This window comes from Streptomyces sp. NPDC001513 (assembly GCF_042894695.1).
Taxonomy (GTDB): domain Bacteria; phylum Actinomycetota; class Actinomycetes; order Streptomycetales; family Streptomycetaceae; genus Streptomyces.
Map to the genome: position 1 here is coordinate 39,351 of NZ_JBIAVU010000019.1, position 23,269 is coordinate 62,619.

Here is a 23,269-nt window from a genome sequence, read left to right on the forward strand (position 1 = left end):
CTCTCCGATCCGTCGCTCGCCGTCAGCGGACGGCGATGGTGCGCAGGGCAGGGGGGAGTTCGGCACGATACGGGATCAGCCCGAGGCGGCGCTGTCTGACGGTCGCGGCCACCGTGATGTGGGCCCGTGTCGGGGTGTCGGCCGGGGTCCGGACGATGAGGGCGAGCGATTCGTCGCCGACCAGGGGCGTGCCGGGGGTGGCGGTGAACCTCCACTCCGGGTCGCTGTCGCGCTCGCCCATGCCGACCACGAACAGCTTCTCCTGCCCGCCCTGGTGGGGTGTGTACTCCACGCCCGCGTCGACGAGCATCAGGTTGGCGGTGAGCGTCAGCGAGCCGGAGGGGGTGACGGGGACGGCCCGCTTCTTCGGCGAGATGGACCACGCGATGGGCTGCCGGTCCGCCGGCTCGCCGGGGGCCTCCAGCAGGATGCCGATGCCCGCGTCCGTGAAGGGAGGCCCGTCGGAGACGGGGCGGAACGAACAGACGAGGCTGAGGAGGAGGTAGTCGTACTGGTCGGCCTGCGACTCCAGGAAGGCCCCCCAGTCGCCGTCGCCCTCGGCTGCCTGTACGCCGGTGAGCGGACGGACCACCGGCGCGCCCAGCGAGATCCGCCCGGTCAGCGGGGGCTGTGGGGTGGGTGTCTGCAGGAGGAGCGTCGGCAGCAGGGTGAGGTCGTAGGAGGCCTCTTCCTTCGCTCCCGTCGGCCTGTCGGGAGGGATCATTCGGTGGCTCCGTGTGAGTCGTCGGTGGTCGCGGTGGCGGTGGCGGTCGTGGCGCGCCAGTCCCCGATGAAGCAGAAGGCACCCCAGTCCCGGTAGGCGGGGTGGCGGGCGCGGGTCGTGGACTGGGCCGTACGGAACGCCGTGCGCCGGTCCCGGGTGAGGGCGAGCTGTTCGTAGAGGGTGCCGAAGAACGCGGTGGCCACGTCGGGCGCCACCGGCCAGAGGCAGCCGACGATGGCGGCGGCGCCGGCCTGGAGGAACGCGGCGGGCAGGCCGTGCAGGTTGTCGTTGATGTCGAAGCGGCCGAGCGCCGACTCGCACGCACTCATGGTGACGAGTTCGACCCCGCGCAGATCGGTCCCGAGGACGTCGTGGGCGTAGACCCGGCCGTCGTCGCCCCGCTCCGGGTCCGGCGACAGGAACAGGCACTGGTGCCAGGGCGCCCACTCGTTGTGCGAGCCGTGGGCCGCCACGTGGACGTAGCGGGCCTCCGACAGTGCTTCGAGGAAACGGCGCGGGGTGGCGGCGGCCCCCAGGACCGGTGCGGCGCTGCCCATCGAGGCCGCGATCCGCGCGGTGTGGGCCTCCAGGGTGTGCGTGCCCGCGCTGTCGAAGGCGAAGGCGGCAAGTCCCGTACGGGAAGCGCGCGAAGCACGCGAACCACGCGCAGCCGGGCCGGCGGGGCGGCTGAGGAAGGAGAGGCTGGGCACCTGGGTGACGGTCCAGTCGTCGGCCAGCGGGCGGCCGTCGGCGGTCAGCAGGTGGAAGGGGAGGTAGTGCAGGGGGCCGTTCGGCCAGACGCAGAGGTGGGTCTTGCCCCGGCGCAGCCAGGACGGCAGGGAGTCCGTGAACCCGGCCAGGTAGGAGGCGGAGTCCTCGGCGAGCAACCGCGCGGCCGTGCGCGTGACGTCGCGGTGCAGCGGGTCGGCGGTGAGCTCCTCGCGCACTCCCGCGATCTGCAGTGCGGCGGGCGACACGTTGAGGGTGTGGCCTGCCTTGGAGATCCGGTACAGCGTGCCCTCGTACGTCGGGAAGAGCATGGTGCGGTGGAGCAGGTCCTCGCGCGTCATCGCCATCCCCTGCAGGGCCATGACGGTCTTGCCGGAGGCCTGGTGGTGGACCTGACCGAGGAAGAGGGAGAGCAGCACGGTGTCCGGCGGCAGCAGCGCCCGGACCTCGTCGACCTGCATCAGCGGGAACCACGTCGAGCCGCGTGCCGCGCGCAGTTCCCCGCTGATCCAGCGGTCGGCGGCCCGCTGCAGGTTGCGCACTTCGGCCTCGGCGTCGCCGTCCGGTTCGGACTCGCCCGAGCCGAGGTAGTAGAGCATGGCCGTCTCGGCCCCTCCGGGCAGGTCGAAGTCGGGCAGCGGTCCCGGCAGGGCCGCTTCGGCGCGCCGGGCGCGGTCGAGGATCCCGTGCAGGCCGCGCGAGAACTCCAGTGCTCCCGGGCGCCCTGCCGAGAGGGTGAAGTCCATGCCCTTGGCGGCCTGGTGGATGCCGGACATCAGCGACAGGTTGACGGTGGGGCCGCTCACCTTGAAGGCCAGGGACTGGTAGAGGTCGCGCAGCTTCCAGTCCACCGTCTCGTCGGATCCCTGGCGCAGGAACACGGAGGCCGGGAGCAGCGCGGTGGCCGCCCGCTCGGCCGCCGTCCCCTCGGCCTGGTGCGCGCACCCCAGCCCGGCGTCGAGGGCCGCGAGGGCGAGATCGGTCTGCCGGCACAGCGCGAAGAGGAAGGCGGCGGAGGCGAACCGGCCCGCCGCGGTCTCCGGCTGCCGCTGCTCCTGGGCCCGTACGCCCAGGTCGTGGGCGAGCACGGCGTCGAGGTAGTCGACCGCGTCGGCGTGCTTGCGCACGAGGTCGGGCGCCAGCCGCCGCGCCTCGTCGACGAGTTCGCGGCAGGTATCGCCGTCCCGCGCCGGGTCGGCGTGCGCGGCGAGGTGGAGGAGCGTCGCCGCGCGGTCCGCGGCGGGCCAGGCTCCGGCTTCCGCGGCGGACCGCACCCGGTCGGCGAGCGGGCCCACCGCCATCGGTCCCGGATCGCACATCAGACGGCCTCCGGCGAGGCAGTGCACCTCGCTCGACCAGCGCAGCCGGCGGTGGGCGTCCATCGAGAGGCGCGGCAGGTCACGGTCGGCCGCCGCGAGCATCCCGGCCTGCAGGTCGACGCGGTGGGCCTCCTGGGCGAGGGTGAGCGCTTCGGCGAAGACGCAGGACGCCTCGTGGTCCCCCTGCCGCTCCCTGACGGCCGCCAGGGGTACGGGGAGCAGCCCGGGCAGGTCGGCGGGCAGGGCCAGTTCACCGCACCGGTACAGGATGCGCAGGACGTAGAGCCGGCCCAGCGGGTCGCGTCGAGGATCGAGGACGTCGAACGCCTTCCGGGCGGCGAGGAGGATGTCGCCGTCGTACGACTCCTCCCGCATCCCGGCGAGGAAGGACAGCGCCTCGGCGAGGGCCTTGAGCACCCGGCCCAGCTCGTGCCCCGACGCCAGGCCGGCGGCGTCGACGAGGTACTCGACGGCGGCGTCGGCCGCGTCCGCGGGGGACGGCATGTCGGGGGCCGTGGCGTGAGCGGGATCGTCGGGGTGGAGGGACCGGTACCGCTTCTGGCGTTCCTCCCGGATGCCGAGCGCGCCGGCGAAGTCCAGTCCCGGCTGTTCGCCGAAGTACGGGCTGAGGTGGAGCAGTCCGGCGGCGAAGAGGGTCTCGGCGAGTTCGTGGGCCGCCTCGGCGCCGGGGGACGCGCGCAGTGCGTCGATCTGGGCCCGTACGGTGTCGTGCGCGCGCCGGAACAGCAGTCCGTCGGGGCGCGCGACCAGGCTGAGCCGCGCGGCCTCGACGTAGACGTCGGCCGCGGGCCACCAGGGGCTCTCCGGGCCCGTTCCCCAGCGCGTGGCGGCGGCCTCCAGGACGAGGGTGAGTACGGGCACCGCGTCCTGGGGCGAGCCGGAGCCGACGAGGCGGGCGGCGCCGGTCAGGACGGAGGTGACGGCCTCCGGCGTGAGCGCGAAGTCCGGGTCCACGACCCGCCGGACGGCTTCGGCCTCCGGGAGGATCCGCGCGATGACCTTCGAGCCGAGTGCGGCGAGGTCCCGGGCCTGGCGCAGCACGGTGTCCGGGGACACGGCCGGCGGGGCGGCGGCGACGGCCGCCTCGGCCGCTCCCCCGACCCCGCCCCCGTCCTCGCCCTCACTCTCGGCTCCGTGTTCCGCGTGTTCCGCGTGTTCCTGCTCGGGTGGCGGGGCCGTGCGGTCGAGGAGGAGCCCCATCGCCCTGCGCAGGTTCGCGCGGTCCGGCTCCCGTCCCGAGGCCGTGGCGAGGTCCACGGCCAGGCGCAGCCATGCGACGGCTTCCCGTAACAGGTCGGCGTCCTGCGGGCGGTCGGCCGCCTCGGCGCGCCGGCCGAGGGACATTCCGACGGCCGCCGCCGCGTCGGCCCGCACGCCCGAGCCCTCCGGAGCCTCGGCGAACGCCGTGCGTGCGGCGGATTCCGCCGCGGCGAGGTCGCCCGGCCCGGCCGAGAGCGCGAAGCGCTGGATGTGGGCCGAGGCGAGGGTGACGCGGCGCCGGGCCCGCCGGTCGGGCGACTCCTCGGGGAGCCCGGCCACGCGGGCGTGCAGCTCCACGGCCGCGTCGGCGTCGGCCAGGCGGTCGGCCGCCGGGCGGGCGGGGTCCGCCGCCCGCCCACGGAGGGCGAGGCCGAGGGTGGTGTCGCGGTAGGGGCCGGCGGGCGCACCGTGGAGGAGGTCCACCGCCTCGTCGAGGGCGGCCGGATCGCCGCCTTCCTCCACGTCCATGACGAGGTCGCTCGCGTGGTCCACGGGGTCCTGCCACGGGTCGCGGCCGGTGGCTTCGGTGAGCCGGGGCCACAGCGCGCGGGGCACGCGCCGGTGGTCGGCCAGGAACAGCAGCGCGAAGACGTCCATCGCCCGGGCGTGCTCGGCGGCCGAGAGCGCGGCGTCACCGTGGGCGAGGGACCGTGCCCAGTGGTACGCGGCGACCGTGTGCAGGATGTCGGTGTCCACCGTCCGGGGGTCGCCCCGCTCCAGGCCCGCGAGCCCCAGCAGCTGCGCGGCGGCCCTCGCCCCCGCCTCGTCGAGCACGGCGTCCGGCGCCTCGCCGTCGCCGAAGTCGCGGATCCTGTCGGACAGTTCCCTGAGCAGTGCGTCCCTCACGCCCGTACCCCCCTGAGGTCCCAGCGTAGACCGAAGCCCCTGGCGGAGCCGGGGATCTCGGTCGAGAACCCGTCCCGCCAGGGGCTTCTTCGTACGCTGAGGACCGCGGCCGGAGCCGGGCCGGCTAGCAGATGCGCGGGAGCTGTTCCCCGAGCGGGAGGTCGACGACGCGGGTGCCGCCGAGGGCGGTGCGGGAGACGACCATGCCGGGGTGTGCGTCGACGGCCTCGCCGATCACCGTGGCGTGCCGGCCCAGGGGGTGGGCGCGCATGGCGTCGAGGACGGCGTCGGCGTGTTGGCGCGGGACGAAGGCGACCAGCTTGCCCTCGTTGGCCACGTAGAGCGGGTCGAGGCCGAGGATGGAGCACGCGTTCGCGACGGCCGGCGGGACCGGGACGCGGCTCTCGGTGATCACGACGCCGGTGCCGGAGGCGGCCGCGATCTCGTTGAGCGCGGCCGCCAGGCCCCCGCGGGTGGGGTCGCGCAGGACGTGCAGGTCCGGGGTGACGGCGAGCATGCTCTGCACGAGGCCGCCGAGGGCCGCGCAGTCGCTCTGGATGTCCACGCCGAATTCCAGTCCCTCGCGGACGCTCATGATCGCCACCCCGTGGAGGCCGATCTCGCCGCTGACGATGACGACGTCGCCGGGGACCACGCGCTGCGGGCGCAGGTCCACCCCGTCGGGGATGATCCCGATGCCCGCGGTGTTGATGTAGACGCCGTCCCCGTGGCCCACTTCGACCACCTTGGTGTCGCCCGTGGCCACCTCCACGCCCGCGGCCCGCGCGGCCGCGCCCATGGCCTCGGCCACGCGCGCCACCGCGGACATCTCGACGCCCTCCTCCAGGATGAATCCGCAGGAGAGGTAGGCGGCCCGGGCCCCGCTCATGGCCAGGTCGTTGACCGTGCCGTTGACCGCGAGGTCGCCGATGGTGCCGCCGGGGAAGAAGAGCGGCCGCACCACGTACGAGTCGGTGGAGAAGGCCAGTCGGACTCCCCCGAGGGAGATGGCCGCGGAGTCCCCGAGCTGGGCGAGTGCTTCGCCGCCGAAGGCGGGGGCGAAGAGGTGCTGGACCAGTTCGGCGGAGAGCGCTCCGCCGCCGCCGTGGCCCATCACCACGCGGGGGTGGTCGCGCAGCGGGGCCGGGCAGGTCCAGCCCGTGATGTCGAGTGCGGTGTCAGACAACGGGACTCGCCTCCAGCGGAGCGGTCGGGGCGGCGGGCACCGTCTTCAGTTCCAGCCGCCGGTAGAGGTAGTACGCGGCGCAGGCTCCCTCACTGGAGACCATGGTGGCGCCGAGCGGGCTGCGCGGGGTGCACAGCGTGCCGAAGGCCTCGCACTCGTGCGGCTTGAGCAGCCCCTGGAGCACCTCGCCACTGCGGCACGCCGCGGGCTCGCGGGTGTTGATGCCGGTCACCGAGAAGCGGTGTTCGGCGTCGAAGTCCCGGTAGCGGGCGGACAGCCGCCAGCCGCTGTCGGGGATGACGCCGATGCCGCGCCAGGCCCGGTCGGTGACCTCGAAGACGTCCTCCAGCATGGCGAGGGCCGCCGGGTTGCCCTCCGGGCGGACGGCCCGCGCGTACGCGTTGTCGACGGTGTGCTCGCCGCGCTCCAGCTGCCGCACCGCCCGCCGTACGCCCTCCAGGATGTCCAGCGGCTCGAAGCCCGTGACCACGATCGGCACGCGGTGGCGCGCGGCCAGCGCGGGGTATTCACCGATGCCCATCACACTGCACACGTGCCCGGCGGCGAGGAACCCCTGGACCCGGCAGCTCGGCGACTGCATGATCGCCTCGATCGCCGGGGGCACCCGGACGTGGGACACCAGCAGGCTGAAGTTGCGGATGCCGAGCTTCTTCGCCTGGTGGACCGTCATGGCGTTGGGCGGTGCGGTGGTCTCGAAGCCGATGCCGAAGAACACCACCTGCCGGTCGGGGTTCTCCTGGGCGACCCTCAGGGCGTCGAGCGGGGAGTAGACGACGCGTACGTCGCCGCCCTCGCTCCGCACCCGGAACAGGTCGCGGCCGGTCCCGGGCACCCGGAGCATGTCCCCGAAGGAACAGAAGATCACGTCGGAGCGGGAGGCGATCTCCAGCGCCTTGTCGATGACCTCCAGCGGGGTCACGCACACCGGACAGCCCGGACCGTGGATCAACTCCACCTGATCCGGGAGGAGTTGGTCGATGCCGTGCCGGATGATGGTGTGGGTCTGGCCACCGCACACCTCCATCAGCGCCCAGGGGCGGGTCACGGTGGCGTGGATGTCGTCGAGCAGGCGGCGGGCCAGCTCCGGGTCCTGGAACTCGTCGATGTACTTCACGGCGCGACCTCCCCCTGCGGCGCGGCGACGGCCGGTCCGTCGGCGAAGGGCCAGGGGTCGCCGCCGGCTTCGGCGGCCTGCTCCCAGGGGTCGCCGAACTCCTCCTGGAGCATGCCGAGTTCCGCGAAGAGTTCGAGGGTCTGGCGTGCCGACTCCTCGTCGAGGCGCTGGAGGGCGAAGCCCACGTGGACGATGGCGTACTCGCCCACCTGGAGGTCCGGCAGGTACTCCAGGCACACCTCCTTCTGCACGCCGCCGAAGTCGACGGTAGCCATGCGGGTGCCGTCCTTCTCCCCGATGTCAAGCACTCTGCCGGGTACCGCCAGGCACATGGGCTTCTCCTTGCTGTGGGTGGTGCGCGGTGTCGGTGTCGGTGTCGGCGGCGGCCGCCACCACGAGCTGGCCGAGGGACAGACCGCCGTCGTTCGGGGGGACCCGGCCGTGGCGCAGGACGGTGAAACCGCTCGCGCGCAGACTGCGGGCGCACGCGGACGACAGCAGGGTGTTGGCGAAGACCCCGCCGGTCAGTGCGACGGTGTCCAGTCCGTGCCGCTCGCGCGCGAGGGCGCAGAGCGTGCCGACGAGGGCGCCGACGGCGGTGTGGAAGCGGGCGGCGATCAGCCCCGGGGGCGTGCCCGCACGTACGTCGGCCACCACGGCGGCCAGTACGGGCGCGGGATCGGCGGTGACCGGACCACTGCCGGCCGGACCGGGCGGGCCGGGCGGGAGGCGCAGGCCGAAGGAGTAGCCGGGGCCGGCCGCGCACGCGCCGAGCGCCGCGCCCTCCAGCTCGATCGCGGCCTGCGCCTCGTATCCCGCCCGGTGGCAGACGCCGGCCAGGGAGGAGACGGCGTCGAAGAGCCGGCCCATGCTGGAGGTCGGGACGCAGTTCAGGCCGCGTTCCAACTGGCGTTCCAGGAGTGGCATTTCGTCCGGCGGGCAGGCGGCGGCGCAGGGCAGGTCCGGGCTCCAGTCGATGCCCGCGGCCCGCAGATGGGCCAGCGCCATGCGGTACGGGCGCCGCACGGCCGCGTCCCCGCCCGGGAGCGGGACGTATCCGAGGTGGGCGAAGCGGGTGTACCCGGCGTAGTCGGCGAGGAGGACCTCGCCGCCCCACACGGCCCCGTCGTCGCCGTGGCCGGTGCCGTCGAAGGCGATGCCGATGACCGGACGGCCGCCGTCCAGGCCGTGCTCCGCCATGGCGGAGGCGATGTGCGCGTGGTGGTGCTGGACGCGCACGAGCGGCCGGCCGGCCGCGGCGCGCCCCGCCCAGCGGGTGGAGCGGTAGCCGGGGTGCCGGTCGGCGGCGAGGAGCCGGGGGCCGACGCCGGTGATGGACTCCAGCTGGCGCTCGGCGCGTTCGAAGGCGTACTGGGTGGCGAGGTCGTCCATGTCGCCGACGTGGGCGGACAGCCAGGCCTGGCGCCCCGCCCCGAGGCAGAACGCGTTCTTCAGGTCCCCGCCCACGGCGAGGGTCGGGGGGACGGTCAGCGGCAGGGTCAGCGGGAGCGGGGCGTACCCGCGCGAGCGCCGCAGGGTCAGCGTCTCTCCGTCGCAGACCCGCACCACGGAGTCGTCGCAGGGCACGTGGATGGGGCGGTCGTGCGTGAGCCAGGCGTCGGCGAGGCCGGCGAGCCGGTCCAGGGCCTCGTCGTCGTCGGTGACGATGGGCTCGCCGGCGAGGTTCCCGCTGGTCATGACGAGCAGGCGGGGGCCCGGGGGGTCGCCGGGCAGGCCGAGCAGCAGGTGGTGGACCGGGGTGTACGGGAGCATCACGCCGAGGTCGGGACAGCGCGGGGCCACCCCGTCGGCCAGGGAGCCCGGGGCACCCGGACCCGCCGCGCCGCCGTCGCGCCGGCGCAGCAGCACGATGGGCCGTACGCCTCCCGCCAGCAGCGCGCGCTCCTCGGGGCCGATGTGCGCGAACCGCTCGGCGTCGGAGAGGTCCCGGGCCATCAGGGCGAAGGGCTTGTCACCGCGGTTCTTGCGGCGGCGCAGTTCGGCCACGGCTCCCGGGTGGGTGGCGTCGCACGCCAGGTGGTAGCCGCCCAGGCCCTTCACGGCGAGGATCGCCCCGGCCGCCAGGAGCCGGCGCGCCTCGGCGATCGGATCGACGTCCGGCGTCTCTCGGGGCGGCTGCCCGGTGAGCAGCCGCAGCCGGGGGCCGCAGGCCGGGCAGGCGACCGGCTGGGCGTGGAAACGGCGGTCGGCCGGGTCGCCGTACTCGCGGGCGCAGTCGGCGCACATCGGGAAGCGGGCCATGGTGGTGTGGGCGCGGTCGTACGGCAGCCCGGTGACGATGGTGAACCGCGGCCCGCAGTGGGTGCAGGTGATGAAAGGGTGCCGGTGGCGGCGGTCGGCCGGGTCCGCCAGTTCGGCGAGGCAGTCGGCGCAGGTGGCCGCGTCCGGGGAGACCAGGGTGCGGGCCGGGCCGCCGGTCCGGGAGGCGATGATGGTGAATCCGGCGCCGCCCGAGACCGGGACCTCGCAGTGGTCGACGGCGTCCACGACGGCCAGCGGGGGCGCGTCCGCGGCGAGCCGCTCACAGAAGCGGTGGACGTCGGCCGGGGCGCCCTCGACCTCCGCGACGACGCCCTCGGGGGTGTTGGTGACGTGCCCGGCGAGGCCGAGTCCGGTCGCGCGGGTGTAGACGTAGGGCCGGAAGCCGACGCCCTGGACCACGCCGCGGACGGTGACCCGGCGGCGCTGCACGGCCTCCATCAGCGGGTCTGCGCGGCGGAACGCACGTGCGGGTGCGGGTGCTCGTGGTCGTGCTCGTGCTCGTGACCGTCCCCGTGGACGTGGTCGTCTCCGTGGACGTGCACATGGCCGTCCCCGTGGTCGTGGTCGTGGTCGTGATCGTGGCCGTGCGACTGCGGCAGGCCCGCCATGACCGGGGTGTGCGGTACGGCGCCCTCCCCCGCCGCCAGCGCCCGGTCGAGCAGCAGGCCGAGCCCCTCACCCGCGCGGGCCGAGGTGAGGACCACCTCGACACCGGGATTGACCTGCTCGACATGGGCGCGGAAGGCGGCCTCGTCGAATTCGACGGCCCGCGCGATGTCGGTCTTGGTGACCACCACCAGCTGGGCCAGTCCGAAGGCCGTCGGGTACTTCAGCGGCTTGTCCTCGCCCTCCGTCACCGACGCCAGGACCACGCGCAGCGACTCCCCCAGGTCGTAGGAGGCCGGGCAGACCAGGTTGCCCACGTTCTCCACGAACAGCAGCCGGGTGTCCTCGGGCAGCCAGCCGTCCAGGTGCCGGCCGAGCATCCCGGCCTCCAGGTGGCACAGCCCGTCGGTGAGCACCTGCTTGACCGGTACGCCCGAACGGGCCAGCCGCTGCGCGTCGTTCTCGGTGGCCAGGTCGGCCGTCAGCGCGGCCACGGCCACGCCCCGCTCACGGGCGAGGAGCAGTTCGCGCTCCAGCAGCGCCGTCTTCCCGCTGCCGGGACTGGAGAGCAGGTTGACCACCGTCGTTCCACGGGCGGTGAGTTCGGCGCGCAGGACCTGGGCCGCCATGTCGTTCTTGGCGAGTACCGCCTGCCGCAGATCGACCACTCGGCACATGGTTCAGGCCTCCTCGGGAATCGGTTCGCGGGTACGGGCACCGGCGGGGCCGTCCTCCCAGCGCACGCTGAGGATCTCCAGCTCACGGCCCGACAGCAGTTCCACGTCGGTGGCCCTGCCGCATCCGGGGCAGCACAGTTCGGGGGGCATCCCCACGGCCCAGGTGCCGGGGCAGGAGGCGCAGCGGGCGCGGGCCGGCACGGACTCGGTGACGAGCGACGCGCCGTCGAGGACGGTTCCGGCACAGGCCAGTTCGAAACAGAAGGCGAGTGCGTCGGGCACCACGCCCGCCAGCTCGCCGACCCGCAGCCGTACGGAGGTGACGGCGCGCGCGCCGCCCGCTTGGGCGGCCTCTTCCACCTGGCCCACAACGGCCATGGCGATGGACATCTCGTGCATGGGACTCCGTCCTGCCGGGGCTCATTACACCGGCGGGACGGGGTCGTCACGGTCGGGCACGCCGGTGCGCGGCGCGCCCCGTACGCCATTCGGGCGCGGCAGGGGCAGCGGCGTCACATCCTGCGCATGCGCAGGTAGCGCCTGAGGTCGGGGAGGACCAGGACCAGGACCGCGGCGAGGGCGGCGGCCGCGGCCCCGCCGATGACGGCGTTCTTCATGGGGTTCTCCTCAGTTCGCGGTGGGGGCCGCCGGCTTCGTCGGGGGCCGGGGTGCGGATCAGGTCCAGGGCCATGCGTACGGCTTCCGGGACGGCGGCGGTCACGGCGGCGCTGAGCCCGATGCCCTCGTCGAGGCAGGCCGGTTCGCAGCCGAGGACCAGGGTGCGCCGTGGCGGGGTGGTGCCGGTCCCGGCGCACAGGGTGCCGAGCAGCGCGAGGACGGCGTCGGGGGACATGTGGTGGCCGTCGAGGACGGGGGCGCCGGGCGCCGGGCCCGCGGGGCCCGCGGTGCCGGGATCCCCGCCCCCGTCGGCCTCGATCTCGATCAGGTAGAGCGTGCCCGGCTCGCCGCCGCGTGCGGTGGCGTCGATCAGCAGGAGCGTGTCGTAGCCGTCGAGGAGCTGGTAGGCGAGGTGGACCCCGCGCACGCCGAAGTCCACCGCCTCGACCCCGTCGGGCAGCGGGTGCGCGGACAGCGCCCGTACGGTCTCGACGCCGAAGCCGTCGTCGCCGAGGAAGACGTTGCCGATGCCCGCGATCAGGACCCTGCCGCTCACGCGTCCTCCAGGGGGGTGACCTCGTCGGGCTGGAAGTAGAGGAACCTGCCCTGCTCGCGGCGGATGTCCGCGCCCGGGTCCTCCTCCACGGTGACGGCGAGGTGGACCCCGCCGTCGACGTCGTGCAGGACCGCCTCGACGAGCGCGGCGCGGCCGTGGAGGAAGAGGTCCTGGGCGTCGGTGCGCCGCAGTCCGGGGCGGAGCAGGACCCGGCTGCCGGGGCCGACCGAGGCGCCGGCGATCGTGATCCGGTCACGGGCCGGGTCCGCGGTCTCCGCCCGGGCGGGGTCCCACCAGGGGGTGTCGGGGCTGAACACCGTGTCCTCGGAGGGGAGTTCCGTCAGCAGGGGCGGCTGGTCCGGGCCGGTGATCTCCCGCAGGGCGCGCACCGCGCCGTGCAGCCGGTCCAGTACCTCGGGGGGCATCGAGTCGGCGAGGTCGATCACGGCGGCCGCCCGGGCGTCCGTACCGCGTGCCTCGCGCTTCTCCCGGTCGGTCAGGGCCGCCGTGCGCAGGGCGAGGATCTCGTCGATCTCGGTGGAGTCGTACATCGCGCCCGCGCTCTCGGGGGCGATGGCCGCGTGGTCCTCCAGGATGATCGGGGAGGACAGGACCACGTCGGCGCGGCCGGGTTCGCCCGCGAGCACCGGCCAGGTGTGGCGGTTGACGCACGCCGCCGCCGCCTCCCGGGCCCACTCGGGCGGGTCGGTCATGGACAGGAAGGAGCCGGAGTCGAGGCCCAGCAGGAGGTGGGCGGCGACCAGCGCGTACGGCAGGGCGGCCTCCCGGTCGGCGGAGCCGTTTCCGGACCCGGCCGCGGGGGCCCACGGGCTGGTGTTCTCCACCACCGCCCGGAGCCGGAACACCCGGTAGGCACCGTCGAGTTCGGTGGCACGGAGCCGGACGAGGCCCTCGGTCTCCTCGGTACGCCGCACCAGGCGGCCCACCGTCCGCCCGGCGGCGTCGAGGACGGTCTCGGTCTCGTCGCGGGCCGGGCGGCGGAAGGGGACGGTCACCTCCCCGGCGGCCAGCTCGGCGACGGGGACGGACAGTTCGACCCGCTCCTCGACGCCCTCGTCCCAGGGGACCAGTACGCGGTCTTCCAGGTGCAGCTCGGCCACCTCGGCGAAACGGCCGTCTTCCAGGGCCTGGTGGACCGTACGGCGCTGCGGCCGCAGGAACCGCAGCTCCAGGGCGAGCGTCGCCTCGCCCCGCGGCTCCATCAGGAGCTCGGTCTGCTGGAAGGCGTGCTCGTCGTGCGCGCGGCCCCACGCCGGGGGGACGAGCACGCCGAACTGCCAGCGCAGCCGGTTCTTGGCCGCCGAGGCCCGGTACGGGTAGAGCACGTACCCCTCGAGGAGGACGGCGTCGGCCACCTGCCGGGCGACGGTGAAGCGGGACTCGGCGGCGGTGGTGGTCGTCGTGGTCGGGGAACCGGTCACGGGGCGGTCCTCCCGGTGCGACGGGGCAGGACCGCACCCGGCCGGGGCGCCCCCGGCGGGGGTGGCTGCGGCGGCGGGGCGGCCGCGTCCAGCAGGGCGCGTACGGTCGCCTCCCACGAGGCGAGCGCGTTGCGGGAACGGAAGGCGAGCAGCTCGTCCATCGTGTCGCGGGGCAGCCGGAGCCAGCCGCAGCCGGGGAAGTGCTGCTCGACCATCTCGCGCCACACGGCCACGGGCATCCGGTACGCGGCTTCGCGGTCCCAGGGCACCGGCTCGACCCGGAAGCCGCCGTCACCGGTGAAGGCGGTGCCGGAGAACAGCATCAGCAGCGGTACCTCCCCGTCCGCCAGGGCTTCGAAGTAGCGGGTCGCGGCGATGTCCATGTCGTAGGTGCACGGCACGACCAGGTCGGTCTCGGTCTCCCCGGTGAAGCTCGGGACCATCGCCTGGACCTGGGCGAACTGCACGGGCTTGAGCGTGGTCCCCCACCGGGAGCGCTCCCCGAACAGGTCCGCCAGCCCTTCGGCCTCGGCGGGGCCGTAGCCGCGCCGGGCCGGTTCGATGCGGATCTGGCAGCGCAGGGCGAGGGCGTGGACGCGGGCTCCCCCGGCGGCGGTGATGCGCAGCCGGAAGACGAGGGTGGGGCCGGCGGCGTAGGGGTCGGCCCGCACCCCGGTGCAGGTGAAGCCGAGCTCCGTCATCCCCGCCGTCTCCGTCGTTCCCGTGGTCACCGACGTAATGGGCGTCACCGGCGTCGAAGGCATCGCTGTCATCGGACCCCTTCCTCCGCCAGGACCCTGGCCCGGCTCTCCACCTGTGCGAAGAACGCGCCCAGTGCGGCCCGGGCCTCCGCCCCGCCGTCGAAGCCCTGCCACAGCAGCCGCATCCGCCCCACCAGCTCGTAGCAGATGTCGATGGGCACCAGGTAGCACTCGGTGCGGCCCTCCGAGCGGCGCAGCAGCAGCGCCTCCACGTCCGGTTCGAGCAGCTCGGCGAGCCGGCCCGCGCCCAGTACGGTCTGCCAGGTCTCCGGGGCGAGTTCGCTCTCGGTGGCTCCGGCCGGGCTCGGGTAGAGGGCGACGAGCCGGTCGAGGGCGGCGTTACGGAAGAAGAACGCGACCCCGACCGGGATCTGGAGGAGTTCCCACGCGCCGTCGTCGAGCCGGTGGCCCGGGTCGGTGAGGTAGCGGACGGGGACGGCCCGCAGCCGTCCGGTGGCCGCGCCCGGCCGGTCGAACAGCAGGGCGCAGGGGGTGCAGGCGCAGAGCAGCGTCCGCTTCTCGGTCTCCACCAGGTGGCGGTGGGACTCCCCGGGCACGATCACCCCGCACAGTTCGCAGGTCTCGGGCCGGGGCGGGCGCGGGCCCGCGAACCGGCGCAGCCCGCGCGGGGCGCGCGGGCCGTCCGTACGGATTCCGGGCCCGGTCACGACACCCGCGCCGGGCTGGGGGGCCGGGTGCCGATCTGGAGCAGGGCGGGCGGCGGGGCCGCGGCGGGTTCCATCTCCACGCTCGTCACCTCGGGCGCGAAGCAGGCGAGGGTGTCCTCCAGGGTCCGCCGGGCGGCGTCCTGACCGCCGCTGCCGCAGCCGCAGCCGCCGGAGGCGGCCCCGGGGCGCAGCCGCAGGACGCCGGTGCTCTCGTCGAAGCCGACCAGTTCCACCGGGTCGGCCACGGAGCCCAGGGCGCGGGCGATCCGGGTGGGCGCGTCCTCGGGGTGCAGGCCGTGCAGGGAGAGCAGGCTCGCCACGAGTTCGTCGTCGAGCACCGCGTCGAGCGGGCCCTTGCCCACTCCCCCGACGAGCCGGGCGAGCCCGGCTCCGTAGAAGTCCATGAGGACCCGCACCAGTTCCTCGGCGGCCGCGCAGGCCGCCCGGTCGCCCGTGGCGGCGATGCGGTCGAGCACCTCCTCGACCCTGCGCCCCGCCTGGGCGGCGTCGAGCACCGCGCTCATCCGCCCAGTCCGCTCAGGCCGGTGGGCACGTGCATGGTCTTCACGGTCTTGCCGCCGCCGACGTACATGTGGACGCCGCAGGGCAGGCAGGGGTCGAAGCTGCGCACCGCGCGCATGATGTCGATGCCCTTGAAGTTCTCCGGGGTGTTCTCCTCGAAGATCGGGGTGTTCTGCACGGCGTCCTCGTACGGTCCCGGTGTGCCGTAGCTGTCGCGGACGCTGGCGTTCCAGGGCGTCGGCGGGTACGGGTGGTAGTTGGCGATCTTCCCGTCGCGGATCACCATGTGGTGCGACAGGACGCCGCGTACGGCCTCGGTGAAGCCGACGCCGAGACCCTCGTCCGGGACCTCGAACTTCTCCCAGGTCTGCGTGCGTCCCGCGCGGACCTCGGCGAGGCCCTTCTCGGCGCAGTGCAGGGCGATGGCGGCCGCGTACGCCTGGAAGTAGGTGCGGGCGCGGTTGCGCTCCAGCGCGTTGCTCCACTTCGGGATCTTCCACTCGAAGCGGGTCTCGGGCTTGGTCATCGTGCGCGGCAGGGTGATGACGACGCTGTGCCCGGTGGCCTGGACGTAGTCGGTGTGGACGAGCCCGGACAGGGCGGTGGACCACAGGCGGGCGATGGGGCCGCCGCCGGTGTCGAGCGCGAGGTGGTCCTTGCCGTCGAACCAGCGCGGGGACATCACCCAGCTGTACTTGTCGTCGAAGTTCCGCTTCTGCGGGGCGGGGATGGTGTGCTGGTTCCACGGGTGGCGGGGGTCGACCGGGTTGCCGAGCGGGTCGTGGGTGACGAACTGCTCCTGGCCCTGCCAGTCGTCGTAGTACGAGCTGCCGAGCAGGATGCGGATGCCGAGGTTGATCTCGGTGAGGTCGTTGGTGACCAGTTTGCCGTCGACGACCACGCCCGGGGTGACGAACATCTTCCGTCCCCAGTCGGTCATGTTGGCGTACGTGAAGTCGCAGTACTCGGGGTCGTTGAGGGCGCCCCAGCAGCCGAGCAGGACGCGCCGGCGGCCGACCTCCTCGTAGCCGGGCAGGGCCTCGTAGAAGAAGTCGAAGAGGTCGTCGTGGAGGGGGACGACCTTCTTCATGAACTCGCAGTACCGCATGAGGCGGCTCATGTAGTCCGTGAAGAGCTGGACGGAGGCGATGGTGCCGACGCCGCCCGGGTAGAGCGTGGAGGGGTGCACGTGGCGCCCCTCCATCAGGCAGAACATCTCGCGCGTGTAGCGGCTGACCTGGAGGGCCTCGCGGTAGAACTCGCCCTCGATGGGGTTGAGGGAGCGCATGATGTCGGCGATGGTCTTGTAGCCGTGCTCCCCGGCGTGCGGGGACGGGGTGCGCTCGGCGAGCTCCAGCACACCGGGGTTGGTCTCGCGGACCATCTTCTCGCAGTAGTCGACCCCGACCAGGTTCTCCTGGAAGATGTTGTGGTCGAACATGTACTCCGCCGACTCGCCGAGGTTGATGATCCACTCGGCGAGGTGGGGCGGCTTCACCCCGTAGGCCATGTTCTGCGCGTACACGGAACAGGTGGCGTGGTTGTCACCGCAGATCCCGCAGATGCGGCTGGTGATGAAGTGCGCGTCGCGGGGGTCCTTGCCCCGCATGAAGACGCTGTAGCCGCGGAAGACCGACGAGGTGCTATAGCACTCGGCGACGCGCTTCTGCTTGAAGTCGATCTTCGTGTGGATGCCGAGACTGCCCACGATCCGGGTGATCGGATCCCAGGACATCTCCACCAGACCGCTGCCGTCGCCGGCCGCCTTCGTGTTCGCTGCCATCGTGTCTGCCGTGACCCTTCTTCGATGCGGGGAGCGGGAGTTGCTGCGGTGCGCTTGCGCTGCGGGAGAGGGGACGAGCGGCCGTCACCAGGGCGGGCGGTAGCCCGTGGTCAGGCTGCGGCCGCCGTGCCTCCACTTCGGTTCCTCGTCCACGGTGTGGGCGGTGACCGCCCGGAGCTTGCGGATCAGGGCGCCGTAGGCGCCGCTGGCCTTCGTGGAGACCTTGGCGCCGGGGGGTTCGTCCATGAACGGCATGAACTTGTCGGGGAAGCCGGGCATCGTGCAGGCGATGCAGATGCCGCCGACGTTCGGGCAGCCGCCGATGCCGTTCATCCAGCCGCGCTTGGGGACGTTGCACTTGACGACGGGACCCCAGCAGCCGAGCTTGACCAGGCACTGCGGGGAGTCGTAGGTCTCGGCGAACTGGCCCTGCTCGTAGTAGCCGGCGCGGTCGCAGCCCTCGTGGACGGTGGCTCCGAAGAGCCAGGTCGGGCGCAGCTTGTCGTCGAGGGGGATCATGGGGGCCGAGCCGGCCGCCTGGTAGAGCAGGTAGGTCAGGGTCTCCGAGAAGTTGTCCGGCTGGATCGGGCAGCCCGGTACGCACACGATCGGGATCCCGGCCTTCGAGGTCCAGTCCCAGCCGAGGTAGTCGGGCAGGCCCATGGCGCCCGTCGGGTTGCCCTCCATGGCGTGGATGCCGCCGTACGTGGCGCAGGTGCCGATGGCGACGACCGCGAGGGCCTTGGGGGCCAGCCGGTCGATCCACTCGCTGGTGGTGATGGGCTGTCCGGTCGCCGGATCGTCGCCGAATCCGCACCAGTAGCCCTCGGGCTTGATCTTCTCGTTGGGGATCGACCCCTCGACGACCAGGACGAAGGGGTCGATCTCGCCCCGCTCGCCCTTGAAGAACCACTCGATGAACGTGTCGGCGCCGCCGACCGGTCCGCATTCGAAGTCGATGAGCGGCCAGTGCACGGCGATCTTGGGCAGACCGGGCAGCACGCCGGTCACGATCTCCTCGATGCTCGGCTGCATCGCGGCCGTCAAGGACACGGAGTCGCCGTCGCAGCTCAGTCCCGCGTTGATCCAGAGGATGTGGATCGGGGGGTCTTCGACCGGGTCCTTCGTCACTGCGGCCATGGGATGCCTCCTCGGGGAGGGGGTCGGGAACGGGGGTGCGGAGAGGCGGCCTGTCTCGTCCTCACCCTTCTTGCTAACAGCAGTCCGGCCCGGGCGCCGCGTCTGGTACGGCCAGTCCAGTGACGGGCGGGGGGACGGGCGGGGTGGCGACCGCGCGCTCCTTGGTGGCGACCGCGCGCTCCTTGCGCACGAAGGCGCGGCGCAGGGCGTGGTACGGGGCGTCCGGGTCGAAGAAGGTGCGGCGCATGCGGGCCAGCTCGGCCTCGCGGTAGGCGGCCAGCGGCCGGTCCGCCTCGTCGCGCTCGCGCGCCGCCTTCTTGGCGGCGATCCGGGCCGTGGTGGCGGGCAGGGCGGCGAGGCGGGCCGCGAGGCGTTCCGTCTCGCCGGTGAACTCGGCGGGTGCGCAGGGCACCGTACGGTCGACGAGGCCCAGCCGGTGCGCGGCGGCGGCGCTCAGCGGCTGGGCCTCGGCGGTGAGGCGCTCCGCGACGGCCGGGCCGACGCGGCGGGGCAGGGTGTACGTCCAGTACTCGGAGCCGTACAGCCCCATCAGGCGGTAGTGCGGGTTCAGGACGACGCCCGCGCGGCACCAGACCTCGTCGGCCGCGAGGGCGAGCACGGCCCCTCCGGCGGCGGCGTTGCCGCCCAGCGCGCTCACCACGAGGCGGTCGGTGGTGGTCAGGACCGCCTCGACGAGGTCGTCCATGGCGTTGATGTTGGCCCAGGACTCCTCGGCCGGGTCGGCGGCGGCCTCGATGACGCCCAGGTGGATGCCGTTGGAGAAGAAGTCGCGGCCGCCGCCGAGGACCAGCACGGAGGTGGGGCGGGTGCAGGCGGTCCGGTACGCGTCCAGCAGGCGGCGGCAGTGCGCGGTGCTCATCGCCCCGCCGGGGAAGGAGAAGGTCAGGAAGCCGGCCTGGCCCTCCTCGTGGTAGCCGATGTCGGACCAGGCGCGGCGGTGGGGGCCGGCGTGCGGGGGCGCGGGCACCTCGGGGAGCGGGGGCAGCCGGTCCGCGAGGGCCACGGTCGCGGGCAGTTTGGGCTCGGCCGGCCGGCCGGGCCGGCGGCGGGCGCGCAGTTCGGGGATCCAGACGGCGCCGTCGGCGGTGGCCCGGCAGACCGCGCCGGCGCGGGTGGCCAGCAGGGCGCCGGGGCGGCCGCGCAGGTGCTCCTCGGGGTGCCCTCCGTGCAGGAACCACTCGGCGCCGAGCAGGTCGTCCCGTACGCCGGGCTGCGAGTCGGCGGCGCGCAGCGCGCGCAGGACCTGCTCGGTGCCGTCCGCCTCCCAGTCGATCCGGCGTTCCTCCTGGCGCAGGAGGGGCCGGGCCCGGCCGCCGGTCTGCGGCCGGGGTGTGCAGGTGCCGGAGGCGAAGCGTTCCACCGCGAGGAGGACGGCCTCCAGGGCCGCGTCGGCGATCTCGCCGCGGTAGAGGTCGCTCTTGCCGACGGGCGGCACCGGGCAGTCGACGCTCGCCCAGACGTCGCCGGCGTCCATCTCCGCGTTGGCCTGCAGGACGGTGACCCCCCATCGGGTCTCCCGGTCCTGGATCGCGCGGTCGAGGGAGGAGGGGCCGCGGTCGCCGACCGGTCCCGGGTGGACGATCAGGCAGGTGTGTGCGGACCACACCTCCTCGGGGAGGGCGGTCCGCAGCATCGGGGCGATGACGAGGTCGGGCCGGTGCCCGCGGACGGCTTCGGCCAGGGAGGTGCCGGGCAGGGCGAGTTCGACCGCGACCCGGTGGCCGTGGTCGCGCAGCTCGGCGTGGACTCGCTGCGTGAGGCTGTTGAACGCGCTCGCGACGAGCAGGACGTACACGTGATCTCCCAGCGGCGGCCCGGAGCCGCGGTACGGCGGTGCGTGCCCGGAACATGACCGGCCGCCTGAGATGGTCGAGGACTCCGGGGCGCCCGCGGCCGAAGCTGCGCGGCGATGTCACTCGAAAGCGCCCCTTACGACGGCCGCTCGGCCGATCAGACCCCCGCGCCCCCGCCGTGGCTCCGCCCCGCACCCCGCGCCTCAAACGCCGGCGAGGCTGAATCTGTGCGGCGAGGCTGAAGGATCGGCGCAGCCGGGCCGGTTGGGGCGGGGTCGGGTGTGTGTCGGGGTGATCCCCGCAGGGCGCCGAACGCACTGCCGCCGCAGGCTCCGACCCCTCGACACGTTCGGCGTCCGAGGAGACACCCCGGCGCGCGCCCGGCCCCGGCACAACCGGCCACCCCCACACCCCGCCCGAGCAGCGCAGCCAACCGGCGCCCGACCCCGGCCCAACCGGCCCCCACCCCGGGCCAGGCCCGAGCGGCGCAGCCAACCGGCCCGAGCGGCGCACCCCCGACCCCGCCGAACCGCCGGAGGCTACCGGCGTTCTTCGATGCCGATCGCCTCGCGCAGCTCCTTGTGTGCCTGGCCCGGTGTGCCCTCCTGCTGTTCCAGGAGGGCGGCGGCGATGGCGTTGAGCTTGAGCTGGATGGCGTGTTCGGCCCGGCGCTCGGAGTTCTTGAGCAGGGCCAGGAGCAGCAGGGCGACCGCTCCCATCGCGTCGCCCACCAGGTGCTGCCAGCTCGAGTCCAGGTGCGCCAGGTGGACCGCGAGGAAGGCGGCCACGAGCAGGACGCACAGGAAGGAGAAGAGGGGGGAGCTGGTGAAGTTCGACGCCAGTTCCGCGAGCTTCGCGAAGCGGCTGAGCCGCCCCTTGCCGCCCTGCTCCGCGGGATGCTCCAAGGTCATGCCCCGCGCCTGCCCACGCGCGGCCCCTCGAATCCCCCGGAGACCACTCTTTGTGAAGATATCGCGCCAGACTGGCGAGATCCCCTCCCCACAAGCGGTCATTTTCGCTCAGCGAGTGTCATCTACGGTCATCGGACGCGGATGCCGTCCTCCCCGCTCGGAGCCATGACGGCGCGCGGAACCGACCCTTCGAGGCCATTCGAGAATGGCCTGAAACAAGGGCCCGCCATCGATTCACGGACATCATCCGGCCATTCAATGCGAGTTGACCGGGTAGCGCGGGCCGACCTAAGGTTTGGACCAGTACTGCCCAGTACCCCATATCCGGCTTGACTTCTTCTCTGCTGCACTCCGCCCGGGCGGATCGAAGAACGGGTATTTCGCGCCGACCGCACTCGTGGAGTCGCGTGTCGCTTTCGCCATTTGCCCGCCGGCCCACACCCGGTGCGAGCATCAACTTCCGGCACTGATTGAGGCTGAGAATGCTTGACGAATCATTATCGCCGTTACCCGCTGCCCTGAACGAAATCCCGTACGCCACCGTCGTCGACGCCCTGCACTCCCACGCCGACCGCATTCCGCAGGACGCGCTGTTCACCTTCCTTCCCGACGGCGAGGAGGCGGAACCCTCCCTCACCTTCGCGGCGCTCGACGCCAGGGCCCGCGCCGTCGCCGCGGACCTGCGCGCACAGGTGGAGCCGGGCTCCCGGGCGCTCCTGCTGTTCACTCCCGGCCAGGACTTCGTCGTCGCCTTCTTCGGGTGCCTGTACGCGGGAGTGGTGGCGGTGCCCGCCTACCTCCCGCACCCCGCGCAGCGCGCCCGCGGACTGCTGCGGCTGGCCGGCGTCGCCGAGGACGCCCAGCCCGCCGCCGTGCTGACCACCGCGGACATCCAGGCGGTCATCGAGACGACGGCGCGCACCATTCCGGAAATCCGGGGAACGGCGTGGCTGGCGGTCGACACGATTCCCGAGGAAAACGGAGCGGAATGGTCCGCCGCCGCCCCGGATCCGGATTCCCTCGCATTCCTGCAGTACACCTCGGGTTCCACCGGGCAGCCGAAGGGGGTGATGGTCACCCATCGCAACCTGGCCCACAACATCGACCTCATCCGCACGTCGCTCGGGATGGATGCGTCCACGGTCGTGGTCGGCTGGCTGCCGCCCTATCACGACATGGGACTCATCTCCATGATCATCCTGCCGGTGATGCTGGGGATCCATTCCGTTCTGATGCCCACCGTGGCGTTCCTGCAGAGCCCGGTGCGCTGGCTGCGCGCGATATCGACGTACCGGGGGACGCTTTCGGCGGCCCCCAATTTCGCGTTCGACCTGTGTACGCGAAAAGTGACCGACGAGGACCGCGCGTCGCTGGACCTGTCCTCCTGGGCCGTCGCGACGAACGGCGCCGAGCCGGTGCGCGCGGACTCGATGATCCGCTTCGCCGAGGCCTTCGCCTCCACGGGCTTCCGGCCGGAAACCATCGTTCCGGTGTACGGGCTCGCCGAGAGCACACTGCTGGTGAGCGGTGCGCCGCTCGCACGGCCGTGGACGTTCCGCTCCTTCGACGAGGACGAGCTGGAGCGCGGTTTCGCGGAGACCGTGCCGCAGGACGACCCGAACGCGCGCGTGCTCGTCAGCTGCGGCGTCAGCCGGACCCTGGACGTGGCCGTCGTCGACCCGGACAAGCACATCCGCTGCCTTCCCGGGCAGGTCGGTGAGATCTGGGTCGCGGGCGAGAGCGTCGCCGTCGGCTACTGGCAGCGCCCCGACCTCAGCCGCGAGGCCTTCGAGGCCACGCTGGGCGACAGCGGCGAAGGCCCGTACATGCGCACGGGGGACCTGGGCTTCCAGACGGAGGACGGCCTCTTCGTCTGCGGCCGCATCAAGGACGTCATCATCGTGGGCGGGCGCAACCACCACCCCCACGACATCGAGCGGACCGCCGAGAGCGCGCACCCCGCGGTCCGCCCCGGATGCGTGGCGGCCTTCGGCGTGGAGCGCGACGGGGAAGAGGCGGTGGTGGTCGCGGCCGAGCTCCGCCGGGAGGCGGTCGGCGGCACGGGCGCGGCGGAGCCCGAGGGCGTGGCGAACGCCGTACGGCGCGCCGTGATGCAGGAGCACCGGCTGACCGCGCACGACGTCGTGCTGCTGCCCGCCGGAACCCTTCCCAAGACGTCGAGCGGGAAGTTGCAGCGCAGCGAAACCCGGAAGGAGTACCTGGCCGGCCTCGATCCGTGGAACGCGAAGCGCTGACGTGCACGACGGC

General features: G+C 73.5%; 19 protein-coding genes. 1 reads left to right on the forward strand and 18 read right to left on the reverse strand.

The annotated features are described in order from the left end of the window. Nucleotides 1-22: 22 nt before the first annotated feature. The 18 genes from ACFYZ4_RS34580 to ACFYZ4_RS34665 form a co-directional block, all read right to left on the reverse strand. Nucleotides 23-724 (reverse strand): hypothetical protein, encoded by a 702-nt coding sequence (locus ACFYZ4_RS34580; protein WP_390785791.1) that lies wholly within the window; start codon nt 722-724, stop codon nt 23-25. Next, complete coding sequence (locus ACFYZ4_RS34585) at nt 721-4,899, reverse strand: CHAT domain-containing protein (RefSeq protein WP_390785792.1); 4,179 nt, start codon at nt 4,897-4,899, stop codon at nt 721-723. Before ACFYZ4_RS34585 ends, ACFYZ4_RS34580 begins: the two co-directional genes overlap by 4 nt. Nucleotides 4,900-5,023: 124 nt before the next feature. Further along, complete coding sequence (gene hypE, locus ACFYZ4_RS34590; protein WP_351287071.1) at nt 5,024-6,085, reverse strand: hydrogenase expression/formation protein HypE; 1,062 nt, start codon at nt 6,083-6,085, stop codon at nt 5,024-5,026. After that, nucleotides 6,078-7,220: a hydrogenase formation protein HypD gene (gene hypD, locus ACFYZ4_RS34595; protein WP_351287070.1), complete on the reverse strand. Its 1,143-nt coding sequence runs from the start codon at nt 7,218-7,220 to the stop codon at nt 6,078-6,080. Before hypD ends, hypE begins: the two co-directional genes overlap by 8 nt. After that, nucleotides 7,217-7,552 (reverse strand): HypC/HybG/HupF family hydrogenase formation chaperone, encoded by a 336-nt coding sequence (locus ACFYZ4_RS34600; RefSeq protein ID WP_351287069.1) that lies wholly within the window; start codon nt 7,550-7,552, stop codon nt 7,217-7,219. Before ACFYZ4_RS34600 ends, hypD begins: the two co-directional genes overlap by 4 nt. After that, the gene (gene hypF / locus ACFYZ4_RS34605) at nt 7,521-9,941 is read right to left on the reverse strand and encodes a carbamoyltransferase HypF (RefSeq protein ID WP_390785793.1); all 2,421 of its coding nucleotides are present in this window, start codon (nt 9,939-9,941) and stop codon (nt 7,521-7,523) included. Before hypF ends, ACFYZ4_RS34600 begins: the two co-directional genes overlap by 32 nt. Beyond that, nucleotides 9,941-10,786, reverse strand: coding sequence for a hydrogenase nickel incorporation protein HypB (hypB, locus tag ACFYZ4_RS34610; RefSeq protein ID WP_390785794.1), 846 nt, complete (start codon nt 10,784-10,786; stop codon nt 9,941-9,943). The genes hypF and hypB overlap by 1 nt, the downstream gene beginning before the upstream one ends. Before the next feature lie 3 nt (nt 10,787-10,789). Continuing rightward, nucleotides 10,790-11,185 carry a hydrogenase maturation nickel metallochaperone HypA gene (locus ACFYZ4_RS34615; protein WP_351287063.1) on the reverse strand — a complete coding sequence of 132 codons (396 nt, stop codon included), beginning with the start codon at nt 11,183-11,185 and terminating at the stop codon, nt 10,790-10,792. A gap of 113 nt (nt 11,186-11,298) precedes the next feature. Further along, a complete protein-coding gene (locus ACFYZ4_RS34620) occupies nt 11,299-11,403 on the reverse strand; it encodes a DUF6893 family small protein (protein WP_384340150.1) in 105 nt (34 codons plus the stop codon). Beyond that, entirely contained in the window at nt 11,400-11,960 is a 561-nt protein-coding gene (locus tag ACFYZ4_RS34625; protein WP_390785795.1) for a hydrogenase maturation protease, read from the reverse strand. The genes ACFYZ4_RS34620 and ACFYZ4_RS34625 overlap by 4 nt, the downstream gene beginning before the upstream one ends. Next, nucleotides 11,957-13,402, reverse strand: a complete 1,446-nt coding sequence (locus tag ACFYZ4_RS34630) for a hypothetical protein (RefSeq protein ID WP_390785796.1) — start codon at nt 13,400-13,402, stop codon at nt 11,957-11,959. Before ACFYZ4_RS34630 ends, ACFYZ4_RS34625 begins: the two co-directional genes overlap by 4 nt. Next, entirely contained in the window at nt 13,399-14,103 is a 705-nt protein-coding gene (locus tag ACFYZ4_RS34635; protein WP_351287058.1) for a DUF6084 family protein, read from the reverse strand. Before ACFYZ4_RS34635 ends, ACFYZ4_RS34630 begins: the two co-directional genes overlap by 4 nt. Nucleotides 14,104-14,171: 68 nt before the next feature. After that, a complete protein-coding gene (locus ACFYZ4_RS34640) occupies nt 14,172-14,831 on the reverse strand; it encodes a DUF5947 family protein (protein ID WP_351287057.1) in 660 nt (219 codons plus the stop codon). Further along, a complete protein-coding gene (locus tag ACFYZ4_RS34645) occupies nt 14,828-15,355 on the reverse strand; it encodes a hypothetical protein (protein ID WP_390785797.1) in 528 nt (175 codons plus the stop codon). Before ACFYZ4_RS34645 ends, ACFYZ4_RS34640 begins: the two co-directional genes overlap by 4 nt. Beyond that, nucleotides 15,352-17,136 (reverse strand): nickel-dependent hydrogenase large subunit, encoded by a 1,785-nt coding sequence (locus tag ACFYZ4_RS34650; RefSeq protein WP_351287054.1) that lies wholly within the window; start codon nt 17,134-17,136, stop codon nt 15,352-15,354. The genes ACFYZ4_RS34645 and ACFYZ4_RS34650 overlap by 4 nt, the downstream gene beginning before the upstream one ends. An 84-nt stretch (nt 17,137-17,220) precedes the next feature. Continuing rightward, nucleotides 17,221-18,276, reverse strand: coding sequence for a hydrogenase expression protein HypE (locus ACFYZ4_RS34655; protein ID WP_351287052.1), 1,056 nt, complete (start codon nt 18,274-18,276; stop codon nt 17,221-17,223). Between the two features lie 73 nt (nt 18,277-18,349). Next, a complete protein-coding gene (locus ACFYZ4_RS34660) occupies nt 18,350-20,092 on the reverse strand; it encodes a hydrogenase maturation protein (protein ID WP_390785798.1) in 1,743 nt (580 codons plus the stop codon). 537 nt (nt 20,093-20,629) lie between these two features. Beyond that, nucleotides 20,630-21,001: a low affinity iron permease family protein gene (locus ACFYZ4_RS34665; protein ID WP_390785799.1), complete on the reverse strand. Its 372-nt coding sequence runs from the start codon at nt 20,999-21,001 to the stop codon at nt 20,630-20,632. 482 nt (nt 21,002-21,483) lie between these two features. Between ACFYZ4_RS34665 and ACFYZ4_RS34670 the strand changes: the two genes are divergently transcribed. Continuing rightward, nucleotides 21,484-23,256 (forward strand): fatty acyl-AMP ligase, encoded by a 1,773-nt coding sequence (locus tag ACFYZ4_RS34670; protein ID WP_390785800.1) that lies wholly within the window; start codon nt 21,484-21,486, stop codon nt 23,254-23,256. Nucleotides 23,257-23,269 lie beyond the last annotated feature (13 nt).